Raw genomic sequence first — 14,237 nt, 5'->3', positions numbered from 1 at the left:
GGAAACCTCGTTAGCCAATAATAAAGAGTGGTTCGCCGTATTCTACCGGCTGACCGTTTTCAACAAGTATCGCCTTGATCACACCGGTGTGATCCGCCTCGATTTCGTTGAGCAATTTCATGGCTTCAATAATGCAGAGCGTGCTCCCTGCGGTGATGCTGCTACCCACTTCAACAAATGGCTTGGCATCAGGGGAGGGCGAGCGGTAGAACGTACCGACCATCGGTGATTTCACCACATGCCCTTCAATGACGGGAGCGGCAGCAGCTTCTGCGACGGCGGGAGCGGCGGCCTGCGGAGCAGGGGCAGCCTGGATATACTGTGGAGCGAACTGCATGCCGGCATGAGCATTTGGCAGATTGCGACTGATGCGTACTTTTTCTTCACCTTCGGTCAGTTCCAGCTCGGAGATGCCGGATTCTTCGACCAGGTCGATCAGTTTCTTCAGTTTGCGTAAATCCATGTTGAACCTCTAAATGATTAAAGCGCATGTAACATGCGGTTATGTTGGTAGTTAATGTTGTAAACGGCGGATGGCGTAATCCAGCGCCAGAGAATAACCATGTGCGCCAAGCCCGCTGATGACACCGACTGCGATATCCGAAAAATACGAATGATGGCGGAAGGATTCACGGGCGTGTACGTTGGAAAGGTGAACTTCAATAAAGGGTACTTTGACAGCGGACAGGGCATCGCGCAGGGCGACCGAGGTGTGGGTGAAGGCAGCCGGGTTGATGATCACAAAATCGACAGGGTGTCGCGCGAGATCATGAATCCGTGCAATCAGCTCCGCCTCGGCATTGCTCTGAAACGTTGTCAGGGTGACGCCATGCGTATCGGCCTGCTCCTGCAGGCGCTGGTTGATCGCCTGAAGAGTATCGTTGCCGTAATGGTCAGGTTCGCGCAACCCCAGCATATTGAGGTTGGGACCATGCAATACGAGGATGGAACGAATCGTATCAGCAACCATGGCAGTGGGATTCGGAGGACCGGAGACGCGCTTTCATGGCAGCAAGTTTGCCGTAAATTGGGGGATATTGTCCAGTGAATTGACGAAATTTACGGAATTTAGATGTTTTTGAAAACTTCTAAGGGGTGGTGCTGGCTTGCAGTAAGGGCTTGACGGTTTGTTCGAGCAAATGGCGCGTGATACGGCCAAAGTATGTTTTGACGATATGACCATCGCGATCAATAACGACAGTGTAAGGCAAGACGCTGCGATGATTGCCCAGACTATAACTCAAGGGGCCAGCTTCTGTATCCGCTGCGAAAAGAGGATAGCCTACCGGCGACTCACTGGCAAACTGATTTACACTTTCCTGATCTTCGGCGGCAATGCCCAGCACGAGCAGGCCTTGATCGCGGTACATCGCCTGAAGTTCGCTTAGCTCGGGCATTTCCTCCCGGCAGGGCGGACACCAGCTTGCCCAGAAATTTACCACCAGTATCCGTCCTCGCAATTCGGACATCGGCTGCATGGTACCTTTGACATCGGGCAATATGACGGCAAAAAAGCGGGCGCTGCTGGCAGCGGGATGATCCTGGCTGAAGCCGCCCTCTTGCCAGCGGCTGACCAGCGAATAGGCGCCTGCGGCAATCAGCAGCAAGGCAAGGATAAACAAGGCACGCCGGGAAATTTTCATATCAGCAATAGGCGATGCCGGTTTCACAGCCCAGCGTATGGCGTGCGCGCAAGAATTGCTCGCTATTCTGATAGCCAATCAGCTTGAGTTTAGGATCACGTTGATCCTGCCCATGGAAAAACAGGATGGCTGGCGGGCCGAACAGCTGGAAACGTTGCAGCAAAGCGGCATCTGCGGGCGTATTCTGGGTAACATCCGCTTGAAGTAGCACAACATTCTCGAGGGATTGCTGTACCCGTGGATCGCTAAAGGTGAACTGTTCGAGCTCTTTGCAGGCAACGCACCAATCCGCATAAAAATCCAGCATTACGACCTTGCCTTTGGCATCAGCCAGCGATTGCTGCAGCTCTCCCAGACTATGAATGCGCTTGAAGGGCAGTGCAGGGGCTGCGGAGGTTTTTTGCAGACTGACGGCATTAAATCCCGAGAACGGTTGCAGGGGAGATCTTGCGCCGCTGAATGCGCCTATCAGCATCATCACGCCCAGCAGCAGCAGAATAATCCCCAGCCCCTTCCACACGCGTTGCCAACCCGTCGCTGTTTCCGGCAAGCGATCAAGCGCATGCAGAAAGATGGCAGGTACTATCAGCAGGGCCGCCCACAATGCCATCTGCACGGGTAATGGAATCACCGGGCTGATCAGCAGCAAGGCGACATAGAGCATGACCACGCCAAACAGCTGCCGTATGCGTTCCATCCACGGGCCCGCTTTCGGTAACAGGCTGCCTGCAGAGGCGCCGATCAATAGCAGTGGCAAGCCCATGCCCAGCGATAGCGCAAACAAGGCGCTACCACCCAGCCAGACATCGCGCGTTTGGCTGATATACAACAGGGCGCCCGCCAATGGGGCGGCCACACACGGGCTCACAATCAGCGCGGATACTACGCCCATCAGAAACACCCCGACAAAATGCCCACCGCGGATACGGCTGTTGGTACCGGTCAGGCGATCTGCCAGTGACTGCGGCATGCGGATTTCATAAAAGCCGAACATGGAAAGCGCGAGCAGGACGAACAGCAGTGCCGTGGTTCCCAGCACCCATGGGGTCTGCAGGGCATTGCTCAGCAGTTGCCCGGACAGGCCGGCGGCGATGCCTGCCAAGGTGTAGCTGAGGGACATGCCGAACACATAGGCGGCGGATAACAGGATGGCGTGACCTTTGCCCCCATGGTTATGCGACTTGCTGCCGACGATAATGCCGGAGAGGATAGGAATCATGGGCAACATGCAGGGCGTGAAGGCAAGCAGCAGGCCTATGCCAAAAAAGCCGCTCAGTATCAGCCATAGTTTGCCGCTACCCAGCAGGCCTGCAATACGATCCTGCTCGGGTGGGGTTGCTATAGAGGTTTGGTCGGTGGCGTCCCCACCCAGACTCACATCCAGCGTTTTATGGATAGGCGGATAGCACAGGCCTTTTTCACTACAGCCCTGGTAGGTCGCATTAAGCTTCAGAATGGCAGGAACATCGCCGCTGAACGCGAGTTGCAGTTTGGCCTCGGCTTCACGGTGAAAAACATAGGTAGTACCAAAGGTGGGATCTTTTTTGGATTCCCCGGGGGGCAAGCTGGTATCGGTGACCGTCACGCCCGGGGTTGCACTGGAAAACTTGATGCGATCCCGGTAAATGTAATGGCCGGGAGCAATCTGGAACACGGCTTGCAGGGTATCCTGCCGTATCGAGCCCACTTCCAGCTTGAAGGCTTCATCAGGTGGCAGTATGCCATCATCGTCGCTGGTGAAGAGCGCCAGCTTGCTGCTGAGCGGCGCGGCGGTAGCGGGTGCGCTGGACAGGGCGGGGAGGAGGCTGCATAACATCAGCAGCGCGTTCAAAAGGTGTTTCATGGGGTCAGGCCGTCGTTTCCTCGTTAAGCCACGCCAGGTAGGCAGGCAATCCAGTGCTGATTGGGACACAGAGGATTTCGGGAAGTTCGTAAGGATGCTGCTGCACAATGGCTTGCTGCAAGGCGGCATATTGCGTGCGGCATGTCTTGATCAACAAGGGGATTTCATTGGCGGTTTCGACTTTGCCCTGCCAGCGATAGACCGAGGTGCAGGGCGCCAGGATATTGACGCAGGCAGCCAGCCGCGCGTTGACCAGGGACGCGGCCAAGCTGTTCGCCGACGTTTGATCCGGCATATTGGTCATAACCAGAATCGCCTCGCTGGCCGTGACTGCATTTGATAAGGTGTCATGTGACATGATGTCAGCATCCCCGACTTGAAATATCCACGTGAAGCATCATTTACAAGGGAACAAGCGCGATGACGCGACGTCAGACCCTTGCTTCGCTATTTTTAAAGTACCGTTTATATGCCTTTACCCTTGCTGCTGCTGATTTTACTCGCATTCCCCGTTGTCGAGATATGGTTATTGATAGAACTGGCCGGGCGCTATGGCATTTGGGTACTGGTTTACCTGGTGGTGGTCGCCATTCTGGGCTGGCGTTTGATACAGGACGAAAAGCTGATGATGCTGGGGCGCATGACCCAAACCCTGAGCCAGGGTGGCGCCCCCGCCCGCGCCTTGTTCAGTGGTGCCAAAAACATGCTCGCCGGCATCTTGCTGATTATTCCAGGCGTGGTGACCGATGCCATTGCCGTGATTCTGCTGCTACTGCCCTCCGCCAAGCCGGATGTTTTTGATGAAACCGTACAGGCGGAGCCCCGCCAGAGCCGCAGGCCACAAGCAGCGAATGATGATGTTATCGAGGGTGAATATACCCGCGAAGATTAATGACAATCCTGCAACGCTCTGGGGCTATGCAAGCTCCGTTTGCAGGTCGGCATGCAGCTTGATCCAAGGCTTGTGTTAAACTCGCGCCTCACCTAATGGTTTGTTTTTGTGTGCATTAATTCTTTGCGGTCTCATGGCCGACCAGACTTGATGCCACTTTCATCATTGTAGAATCAGGAACTGAACGCATGTCTCACCAAGTAACAGTCAAGCCTAGCGGCCATAGCTTTGTTGTTGAAGGCGACGCCACCGTATTGAGCGCCGCCATTGATGCGGGCCTGGGCTTGCCCTATGGTTGCCGTAACGGTGCCTGTGGCGCCTGCAAAGGCAAAGTGCTGCAAGGAGAAGTGAGCCATAACGATCATCAGGCCTCCGCCCTGACGGATGCCGACAAGGCCAATGGCCTGGCACTGCTGTGCTGTGCGGTTCCGCAAACCGATCTGGTTATTGAATGCCGCGAAGCCACAGGCAGCAATGGCATACGGCCTCGTATCATGCCGGCCCGCGTGCAGAAAATGGAAAAGCTGTCACACGATGTGATGGCCTTGTACTTGAAGCTGCCCAGCAACGAGCGCATGCAGTTTCTGGCCGGTCAATACATAGAATTTCTGCTTAAAGACGGCAAGCGCCGCGCTTTTTCGCTGGCGAATGCGCCACATCATGATGAATTACTGGAGCTGCATCTGCGCCTGATTCCGGGCGGGACCTTCACCGAGTACGTTTTCAACGAAATGCAGGAAAAAGCCATTTTGCGTCTGGAAGGGCCATTTGGCAGTTTTTACCTGCGTGAGGATCATGAGAAGCCCATCATTTTCGTCGCAGGTGGTACCGGTTTTGCGCCTATCAAAGGCATTATCGAGCATATCCTGCATCAGAAAACACCTCGCAAGATGGTGCTGTACTGGGGGGCTCGCTCTCTGGAAGACCTTTACATGCCGGAACTGCCCATGCGCTGGCTGGAGGAATCCAATCTTTTCAGTTACGTGCCGGTATTATCCGAGCCCAAGGACGAAGACGGCTGGCAAGGCCGACGTGGTTTGGTGCATGAAGCCGTATTGGAAGACTTTGCCGATCTGAGCGCGTATCAGGTGTATTGCTGTGGCGCGCCGCAGATGGTGGATGTTGCCCATCAGGCTTTCCAGCTGAAGGGCTTGCCAGAAGACGAGTTCTTTTCGGACGCGTTTACCTTTTCCAACCCACCGCCCAAGCCTGCGGCAGCATGATCCTGAGGCGCCAGCCTTAACTCAACGGGCAGTTGGCCGAGCGGCACTGCCCTTATTCGAACCCCGGACAGAATTGCGTGCTAAGACGGAATTGGTGATTGGCCGCTTCTGTCTCGCCGCGCTCGTCCAACAAGCGCGCCAGTGCCAGATGCGTGGCGGCACTTGGTTTTACGCTCAGGCTGGCCTCAAAGTAACTCTGCGCCTTGCCCCATAAACTCAGTCGTACACACAAATTGCCCAATGAGCGTAGCAGGTCTGCGTCATTTTCATGGCTCAGCAACCAGTGTTCGGCCTGTTGCAGCTGCTTTTGCGGTTGTGACGACAGGCAGTCGCCCAGCATTCCCGCCAGCTTGCTGTCCCAGCCTTTGGTCAGGCTCATTTCTACAATTTCCGCAGCCTGGTCACCAGCACCTGCCTGAATAAAGGTCTGAGCGGCAATACAGGCGATGCGGTTGTTCAGCCGATCTTCTTCCGGCATCTTTTTCCAGTAGGCATTCAGCTTGTCCAGATCGTCTGCCAGGCGTTGCAAGAGATGGGTATGCGCCTGTTGACGCAGTTCACGCAAATGCCAGCTTTCAATCGCATCGTGCTTTTCCAGGCGGCGCAGGGTTACCAGCACCTGTTCCCAGTTTTTCAGGTGCACCTGGGCTTTCAACTCCAGGCGCAAGGCGGGAGGGTACTTGGATTCCAGTTTGTCCAGCTTGTGCAGTACATTCAATGCTTCGTTGTAACGGCGATCATCCAGCATGAATTCGGCCTGGTAGAGCAGGCGGGCAACGGCAGCATCTGGCGCAATGCGTTCGGCCTCGGCCAGATAAAAATCGCGCTGCGATTTGTTCTTGAGCTTGTGCGCAGCCCGCGCAGCTACCAGCGTGGACAAGCCTGGATTTTCTTCCAGAGCCAGGGCTTTATTCGCTGCCTTTTCAGCGAGCAGATAGCGGCCTTCCGCCAGCGATTGCAGGCCTTCACTCAAGGCGGCACGGCCCAGGCGAATGCGGCGTTCTTCCTTATAGCTGCGAACACTGGCTGGCAGATGGCGCGTGTATTGAATCAGCCGCAACAAGAGGTGCAGGCTGATAAAGCCGCCCAGTATCATCACCAGCAGCAGGTTGAGCGACAGCTCCATGCGGTAAGGCGGCCGTACGATCAGCACATACCCTTGATTATTGACTGCCAGCAGCGAGATGCCTACCGCCAGCCCCAGAATCAGTAAAATCCAGAACAGCCAACGCACTATTTACGCTCCGTGTTGCTTTTTGCTGGTGTGCTAAGGCGTTCCAGCGAAAGTTTGTACTTGCTGACAAGCGACAGGCTTTCGTTCACATCAGGCAGGTCAATCACGATTTCCTTGGAAGAAAGCTCTTTCAGGATGTTTAACGCCAGCTGTGTGCCACTATCTCGCGGGTCAAAATGGCTTTTCAGCCATTTTTCGGCGGCTTGCAGATCTGCCCGATAGGTCGCTTCATCATGTTGTAGCAGGGCAATGCGGGCTGTCAGCAAATGCAGCTTGATGTTTTCGCGCAGGAAGAAATTCTGCTCCGGGGCCAGCAATGGTGGTTCCGGCCGGTCGATACGCTCCAGACGGATCATGGTGCGCAAGTCCTGCCATACCTCTTGGGCCAGGCGTCGCCATGGATTGCTGTCCCATTCAGGAGCGAGCGCTGGCGCGGATTGTGGATGGCGCTCGCTTACCAAAGGCAACGTGCCGACGGATTCCGCCAGGTTTTCCAGTTTCAGGCTGATGCCTACCGTGTCGACTTGCGGCATGTTTTGCAGACGCTGAATATCCTGGCCTATGGATTTGCGCAACTGCACGACCTGGCCGCTATCCAGATGTTGCAAGCGGGTATCGGCGGTTTGCAGGGCCAGCAGGGCGGGCTTGATATTGCCGGCCAGCTGCAGCTGCTGGTTGGCGATGATGATCAATTGCTCAACTTCGGCAATCGTGCGTTCCTCGCGATTGTTGGCAAGCTCCAGGTAAAGCGTCTGCAAGGCTTCGGCCTGATCGCGTGATTCCGCCAGTTTTTGCTCAAACAGGGAGGCGCGGGCACTGACTTCGGTGCTGCGCTCATCGGCATTGCGGGCCAGAGCCAGGGCTTGCTGGTTCACGCCATTGAATTGCTCAAGTTTTTGCGAAAGCTCCTGCTCCAGCACGGCGAAACGCTGGCGCGCGTGATACCACTGCCAGGCCATGGCAATCGCCGCTGCCAGCGCGATGACCAGCGCAAGCTGGGTCAGCCAGTTGTTGCTGGTCGCAGAGGGCGCAGCCTCTTCCTGCAAGACCTCTTGTGCAGGCACGTTGGAGGTCGCGATGGCGGGCGTTTCAGCTGGCTGGGAAGGCGTGGGTTGTTCGCTCATATTCAGTGTCGTTGTTGTTTCAAGAGGGCTACAGTATTCAGGCATTGCAACATGGCATCGTCTCCCGGCGCTTCTGCCACGATGACGTGCAATCCAAGCTCAATGGGCGGTTCGGCAATGCGTGCATGATTCACACACAGTGTCACATCGCGTATCCAGGGTTGCTGTCCGTTATTCGTCATGTTCAGCAAATAGCGCATGGCTTCACTGCTGGTGACTACAACGGCATCAAGCTGCTGTTGTTGCCAACGCTGTTCCAGTGGCTCTGCGCTGGTTTGCGGGTTGATGCGGCGGTAGCACTCGGCAAAATCCACAGTAGCACCGCGGGCTCGCAGGCTCTCTGCCAGCAGTTCCCGGCCACCCACTCCACGAAAAATCAAAAACCGTTGCCCCTTTACCTGTTGCATCTCGGGGAGTGCCAGTAGCGATTCACTATCATACCTGCCTTGTGGCGTTAGCACTGGCCCGATGCCCAGGCTGGTCAGTTCGGCAGCGGTGACCGGGCCAATGGCAGCATGCCGCAATGTGGCTGGCGGCTGGCCGACCAGATTCAGCATCCTTGGTATGGCATTCTGAACCGCATTACTGCTGATAAAAATAGTCCAATCGTACTTGCCGAGCTCATGCAGCTGGGCATCAAATGCGCTGTAATCTGCCAGCGGGGCAATTTCAATCAGCGGAAAGCCATAGGGCGTTCCGCCTGCTTCCACGATCAAGCGCGACAAGCGCGTGGCCTGATCCAACGGCCGGGTGATCGCCACCGACAAGCCTGTCAATGCCACACTGCTCAGTGGTAAATCAGCCATGCGCGCTTTGTTCAGCCAGCGCCTGCAGAATCTTGTCTGCGCCCCTTGCAATCAGGGATTGGGCTAGCTGCTGGCCCAATAGTTCAGGCTGTGCCGCATTTCCTGTGGCTTCGGCACGCAGCATCTGCTTGCCATCCACACTGGCGACGAAGCCATGGATGGTGATGTTCTCGCCCTGCTTGGTGGCATAAGCCCCCAGCGGAACCGTGCAGCTGCCGGCCAGCGCCCGGCTCATGCCGCGCTCGGCTTCCACGCAGGCGGCTGTATCCGCGTGGTTCAGGGGCGCCAATACCGTTAACAGATCGGTACGCGCTGCGTTGATTTCAATCCCCAGCGCGCCCTGGCCCACGGCGGGAATACTGTCTTCTGGCGCAATGGTTTGCGCAATACGATTACCCAGGCCCAGGCGGATCAGGCCTGCGGCTGCCAGAATGATGGCCGCATATTGGCCTTCATCCAGTTTGCGCAGGCGGGTTTGCAGATTGCCGCGGAGGGACTCAATCACCAGATGCGGAAAGCGCGCTTGCAACTGGCTCTGGCGGCGCAGGCTGGAGGTACCGACGATGCTGCCCGCAGGCAAGGCTTCCAGCGATGGGAAATCATTCGATACAAAAGCATCCCGTGGATCCTCGCGTTCGCCTATCGCTGCCATGGCAAAGCCTTCGGGCAAATGCATGGGCACATCTTTCATTGAGTGCACTGCCAGATCGGCGCGGCCATCGGCCAATGCCTGCTCCAGCTCTTTCACAAACAGCCCCTTGCCACCAATGCGTGCCAGCGGGGAATCCAGAATCTGGTCGCCGGTGGTCGTCATGCCCAGAATTTCTACCTGCGTGCTGGGGTACAGCGCCTGCAAGCGAGCCTGGATGTGGCGTGCCTGCCACATGGCCAGCGCACTCTCGCGCGAAGCAATAACAAGTTTTTCTGGGGTGCTGATGGGGGAGGTCGAAGTCATAGTGGGCTGGCGGGGCGCAACGCCCGAAAAATCGAATAAAACGCTATTTTAACATACGGATGATGACCGCTTTGTGCGTCTGGTCAGCCTGCCAGATTTTTAAGCAGGTGCAGTTGCCGCCGACTGACGCCCACGGTTTCCGGAATGCCTTTCAGCAGCGCAACCCATTGGTGTTCCCCCTCCGCCATTTTCTGATACCCCAGCAGATAGTGCGGATTGACCAGGCAGTTACGATGCAGCCGCAAAAAACGTTCGCCAAATTCCTGCTCTATGCTGTTGAGGCTGTCTTCGATCAGGTATTCATGCTGTGCCGTGCGCAAGGTGGTGTATTTCAGCTCTGCACGCAGATAGATCACCTCGTTGACCGGAACCAGCAAGACACGTCCGCGCTCGCTGATGCTGAAATGGCTACGCTGGGGCTGCATGGGGCGTATCGCCGCCAGTTGCGCAGGCAGCAGGGCGCGAGCCTTGTTGATGGCGGTGAGCAGCCGTTCGCGGCGGATGGGCTTTAGCAGGTAATCGATGGCACTCATGTCAAATGCCTGCAGCGCGTAAGCATCGTAAGCGGTGGTGAAGATGATCGCGGGGGGCGAGGGCATTTTCTGCAGATGGGCTGCCGCTTCTATGCCATCCATCTGCGGCATGCGGATATCCAGCAACACCAGATTGGCTCCGCTTTGCTGCGCCAGGGCAATGGCCTCGGCCCCATGGCGTGCTTCTCCAGCAATGCTGACGCCGGGCATGTCGGCCAGCAGCTCGCGCAGGCGGTTGCGTGCAGGCGCCTCGTCGTCGGCGATGATGAGCGTGACGGCTTGATCAACCATGGTTCAGTGGTAACTGCATCTTGAAATCCAGTTGTTTGGGCATCGTGCCATTTCTCATTTCAATAGCGTGTGTCAGCCATGGCGATGGCGTTGATAAGGCAGCACGATATGCACTTCATAACGGCCATCACGTGCAGAACTGGAGAGTGTGGCGGCGACATCGAAGTGCAAGGCCAGGCGCTCCCTGATATTGGCCAGCGCCATTTTGTTGCCCGAGGTGCGGGTCTGCTCGGGAGCCAGCGGGTTTGAGAGCAGCAGGTGTACATCATTGTGCACGGTGTAAATCTTGATGATGATCTCGCCGCCTTCACTCAGCGGCTCTATGCCATGGTAAACCGCATTCTCCAGTAATGGCTGCAACACCAGCGGCGGCACCATGGCATCGGGCGGCATGGTATCCATTTGCCATGTGACGAGCAGGCGCTCATCCAGCCGCAGTTTTTCCAGTGCCAGGTATTGGCGGCACAGGCTGATTTCCTGTGCCAGGGGCACCAGTTCGCGATTGTCCGCCATCAATACACGGAACAGTTCCGCCATGTCTTCCAGGGCGGCTTCTGCCCGCTGTGGCTGGCTGCGCACCAGCGATAGCACAGCATTCAGGCTGTTGAACAGAAAGTGTGGGCGTATGCGCGCCTGCAATGCCTGCAAACGTGCCTCGGCCATCGCGGGCGACATAGCCCGGTAACGCAGATGCAGGTAGTAAGCGGTGATCAGGCAGGCACTCAGGCTCAGTAGCCAGATTCTGGTTAGAGGCGGCAGGGCATCCATGCCCAGTATCTGCGTGCCCGCGAGGTACAGCAAGGTCACCACCAGCATGGCGCTTCCCCCTGCCAGCAGCATCGCCAGGCTGTACCGCAGCCGTAACAGCCATGGGTATGCCAGATAAAGCACGAGCAAGCTCAGCAACAAGGCTGGCTGACCAAACGCCGATTGCTCGGTGAAGTGGCTGAGCGTTGCCGACAAGCTGGTGTTTTGCACAGCAGCAGAGAGCAGCATGAGCAGATTGACCAGTAACAGGATGCGCAAAGCGATGCCGGGATTACGGAAATCCGGCAGTTTCTGCAGCGCCCCCGCCGCGGTCGCAGTGAGCGTAAGGCCGGGCTTTTGCTTTATACTTGTCATAAGCTCATTATTCTTAACGAAAACGTCTCATGCAAGAACAATCCCGCACCCCCAATTCACTCGATGCCAAAGACAAAGCCTGGTCCGGTCGCTTTAACGAGCCGGTCGCCGAGCTGGTCAAGCGCTACACGGCATCGGTGGATTTCGACAAACGCCTGGCCGAGTTTGATATTCAGGGGTCGCTCGCCCACGCCCGCATGCTGGGCAAGCAGGGCATTATCAGCCATGAGGATGTCAGCGCCATTGAGCAGGGGCTGGCCTCTATCCTGCAGGAGATTCGCGCCGGTGAATTTGAGTGGTTGCTGGATCTGGAAGATGTGCATCTGAATATCGAGAAGCGCCTGACCGACAAGATAGGCGATGCAGGCAAGCGCCTGCACACAGGCCGCTCACGCAATGACCAGGTGGCCACCGATGTGCGCCTCTGGCTGCGCGCCACCACCGATGATGTGATCGCTGGCATTCGTGGCTTGCAGGCTTCGCTGCTGGATCTGGCCGAAGCGCATAGTGATACCGTGATGCCAGGCTTTACCCATTTGCAAGTGGCCCAGCCAGTGACCTTTGGTCATCACCTGCTGGCATATTTTGAGATGTTGCAGCGCGATGCTGAGCGTTTTGCCGATGCGCGCAAGCGTATCAATCGCCTGCCGCTGGGCGCCGCCGCGCTGGCGGGCACCAGCTACCCGATAGATCGTGAATACGTCGCGCAGCAACTGGGCTTTGATGCGGTCTGCCAGAACTCACTCGATGCCGTATCCGACCGTGATTTTGCCATTGAATTTACCGCTACTGCCGCGCTGCTGATGACCCATCTGTCGCGCTTTTCCGAAGAGCTGATTTTGTGGTCCAGCCCGCGCTTTGGCTTTATCGATATTGCCGATCGCTTCTGTACCGGCTCCAGCATCATGCCGCAGAAAAAAAATCCTGACGTACCCGAGCTGGTACGTGGCAAGACGGGGCGCGTGAATGGTCATCTGGTGGCACTGCTCACCTTGATGAAAAGCCAGCCACTGGCTTACAACAAGGATAATCAGGAAGACAAGGAACCCTTGTTTGACACCGCCGATACCATCCTGGTGACCTTGCAGATTTATGCCGACATGCTGCGTGGCATAAAGGTGGACAAGGCCGCCATGCGTGCCGCGGCCAGCGAAGGCTTTGCTACCGCCACCGACCTTGCCGACTATCTGGTGAAAAAGGGCACGCCTTTCCGCGATGCCCATGAAGTGGTGGCGCTGGCAGTGCGTTATGCGGTGGAAAAAGGCTGTGACTTGTCAGACTTGCCTTTGGCCGAGCTGCAGAAATTCAGCACCCAGATCAGCGATGATGTTTATGCCGTGCTGACGCTGGAGGGCTCGCTTGCCAGCCGCAATCACATTGGCGGTACCGCGCCGGAGCAAGTCAGGCTCGCCATAGGCCGCGCCCGTCAAGCCCTGGCCTGATCGCTCGCCGCCCTAGGCATGCCGGTCGGATTTCATACATTCAGCGTGTCAGATGCTGCCCAGCATCTGACCTTTCCCGTTATTGCTTTTTACCCTGCCACCCAGTCTCCGCAGCCACACACGATAGGCCCTTACAGCATAGAAGTGGCGCTGGATGCCCCGGTGGCCCCCGGCGTTTATCCGCTAGTCGTGATTTCACACGGCAGCGGTGGGGCGCCGATCTTGTATCGCACCATCGCCCTGGCCTTGGCGGCGCGCGGCTATGTGGTGGTGTTGCTGGAGCATCCAGGCAATAATCGGCTCGATAACAGCCTCAAGGGCACCTGGCAAAATCTGCAGAATCGTCCGCGCCATGTCTCGCTGACCATAGACCATATGGCCTCGCATCCGCAGTATTCCCGCTATCTTGACTTCACCCGCATTGCCGTCATCGGCCATTCGCTCGGAGCGTATACCGCGCTTGCGCTGGCGGGCGGACAGCCTTGGACTCAGGAGCGGGAGGCCGTGCCGGTGGAGGCTGATGATCGCATCTCTACCCTGGTGCTGCTGGCGCCAGCCACGGCCTACTATCTGCCCGAGGGCGCCTTGAGCGCGGTTAATCTTCCCATCCTCATCCTCACCGGTGAGCACGATGAGATTACGCCGCAATGGCATGCCGACCTGGTGATCAAGGGCGTGCAGCAGCCAGCGAGTGTGAGCTGGCACGAGGTAAAGAATGCCGGGCATTTTTCCTTCCTGAGCCCGTTTCCGCAGGCGATGCAGCGGCCTGGCCTGGCTCCGGCGCTTGATCCCCCGGGCTTTGACCGAGTCGCCTTTCATCAGGTCATGCCACTGCAAATTGCAGACTTTCTGGATCACCATACAGGCCGGAGCTGAGGCAAAGCGGTGCACTGCTTGCTGAATTTCGCACATCTGTAGCAAACGGGCGGGTGCCTGCCTGTGTGACCGCGCCATGCTTTTTGTGTTAACTTGATGATTGTTAGCGGATTTTAAACATTGTCGCCCAAGTTGCAGCGGGCGGTACAAGAGTTGCTAGTTCTCCTGTTTGAGCAAGCGTGGATGCCAGGGCAGGCTATCGGCAATCGCGGGCTTGATGATAAAGTGGCGTGCGGCTGGGGGTAGGCTGGGG

Annotated in this window: 15 protein-coding genes; 4 read left to right on the top strand and 11 right to left on the bottom strand. The window is 57.0% G+C overall.

Annotation, left to right across the window (positions count from 1 at the left end):
- Nucleotides 1-10 precede the first annotated feature (10 nt).
- The 5 genes from accB to cutA form a co-directional block, all read right to left on the bottom strand.
- A complete protein-coding gene (gene accB / locus ACWWD9_RS00245; protein ID WP_013440849.1) occupies nt 11-463 on the bottom strand; it encodes an acetyl-CoA carboxylase biotin carboxyl carrier protein in 453 nt (150 codons plus the stop codon).
- Between the two features lie 51 nt (nt 464-514).
- Complete coding sequence (gene aroQ / locus ACWWD9_RS00240) at nt 515-970, bottom strand: type II 3-dehydroquinate dehydratase (RefSeq protein ID WP_455867365.1); 456 nt, start codon at nt 968-970, stop codon at nt 515-517.
- Nucleotides 971-1,088: 118 nt separating this feature from the next.
- Entirely contained in the window at nt 1,089-1,643 is a 555-nt protein-coding gene (locus ACWWD9_RS00235; RefSeq protein ID WP_455867364.1) for a TlpA family protein disulfide reductase, read from the bottom strand.
- Between the two features lies 1 nt (nt 1,644).
- A complete protein-coding gene (gene dsbD / locus ACWWD9_RS00230) occupies nt 1,645-3,486 on the bottom strand; it encodes a protein-disulfide reductase DsbD (protein ID WP_455867363.1) in 1,842 nt (613 codons plus the stop codon).
- A gap of 4 nt (nt 3,487-3,490) precedes the next feature.
- On the bottom strand, nt 3,491-3,844 hold the full coding sequence (gene cutA / locus ACWWD9_RS00225; RefSeq protein ID WP_455867362.1) for a divalent-cation tolerance protein CutA: 354 nt from the start codon (nt 3,842-3,844) through the stop codon (nt 3,491-3,493).
- A gap of 111 nt (nt 3,845-3,955) precedes the next feature.
- On the opposite strand from cutA, the gene ACWWD9_RS00220 reads away from it, so the two are divergent.
- Together ACWWD9_RS00220 and ACWWD9_RS00215 are read left to right on the top strand one after the other, a co-directional pair.
- Nucleotides 3,956-4,378 (top strand): FxsA family protein, encoded by a 423-nt coding sequence (locus tag ACWWD9_RS00220; protein ID WP_455867361.1) that lies wholly within the window; start codon nt 3,956-3,958, stop codon nt 4,376-4,378.
- Between the two features lie 188 nt (nt 4,379-4,566).
- A complete protein-coding gene (locus ACWWD9_RS00215; protein ID WP_013440855.1) occupies nt 4,567-5,601 on the top strand; it encodes a CDP-6-deoxy-delta-3,4-glucoseen reductase in 1,035 nt (344 codons plus the stop codon).
- Between the two features lie 52 nt (nt 5,602-5,653).
- On the opposite strand, the gene ACWWD9_RS00210 is transcribed toward ACWWD9_RS00215, so the two are convergent.
- The 6 genes from ACWWD9_RS00210 to ACWWD9_RS00185 form a co-directional block, all read right to left on the bottom strand.
- A complete protein-coding gene (locus tag ACWWD9_RS00210; RefSeq protein ID WP_013440856.1) occupies nt 5,654-6,835 on the bottom strand; it encodes a heme biosynthesis protein HemY in 1,182 nt (393 codons plus the stop codon).
- Nucleotides 6,835-7,959: a uroporphyrinogen-III C-methyltransferase gene (locus ACWWD9_RS00205; RefSeq protein WP_013440857.1), complete on the bottom strand. Its 1,125-nt coding sequence runs from the start codon at nt 7,957-7,959 to the stop codon at nt 6,835-6,837. The genes ACWWD9_RS00210 and ACWWD9_RS00205 overlap by 1 nt, the downstream gene beginning before the upstream one ends.
- A gap of 2 nt (nt 7,960-7,961) precedes the next feature.
- On the bottom strand, nt 7,962-8,765 hold the full coding sequence (locus tag ACWWD9_RS00200; protein WP_455867360.1) for a uroporphyrinogen-III synthase: 804 nt from the start codon (nt 8,763-8,765) through the stop codon (nt 7,962-7,964).
- Entirely contained in the window at nt 8,758-9,720 is a 963-nt protein-coding gene (hemC, locus tag ACWWD9_RS00195; protein ID WP_455867359.1) for a hydroxymethylbilane synthase, read from the bottom strand. The genes ACWWD9_RS00200 and hemC overlap by 8 nt, the downstream gene beginning before the upstream one ends.
- Before the next feature lie 83 nt (nt 9,721-9,803).
- Entirely contained in the window at nt 9,804-10,544 is a 741-nt protein-coding gene (locus tag ACWWD9_RS00190; RefSeq protein ID WP_455867358.1) for a LytR/AlgR family response regulator transcription factor, read from the bottom strand.
- A gap of 72 nt (nt 10,545-10,616) precedes the next feature.
- Nucleotides 10,617-11,666 carry a sensor histidine kinase gene (locus tag ACWWD9_RS00185; protein ID WP_455867357.1) on the bottom strand — a complete coding sequence of 350 codons (1,050 nt, stop codon included), beginning with the start codon at nt 11,664-11,666 and terminating at the stop codon, nt 10,617-10,619.
- Nucleotides 11,667-11,695: 29 nt separating this feature from the next.
- On the opposite strand from ACWWD9_RS00185, the gene argH reads away from it, so the two are divergent.
- Together argH and ACWWD9_RS00175 are read left to right on the top strand one after the other, a co-directional pair.
- Nucleotides 11,696-13,108: an argininosuccinate lyase gene (gene argH / locus ACWWD9_RS00180; protein ID WP_455867356.1), complete on the top strand. Its 1,413-nt coding sequence runs from the start codon at nt 11,696-11,698 to the stop codon at nt 13,106-13,108.
- An 18-nt stretch (nt 13,109-13,126) separates the two neighbouring features.
- Entirely contained in the window at nt 13,127-13,984 is an 858-nt protein-coding gene (locus tag ACWWD9_RS00175) for an alpha/beta hydrolase family protein (RefSeq protein ID WP_455867355.1), read from the top strand.
- The last annotated feature ends 253 nt before the right edge of the window (nt 13,985-14,237 follow it).

This window comes from Methylovorus sp. SPW-M1 (assembly GCF_053848825.1).
This window is presented reverse-complemented; position numbering and strand designations above follow the sequence as displayed.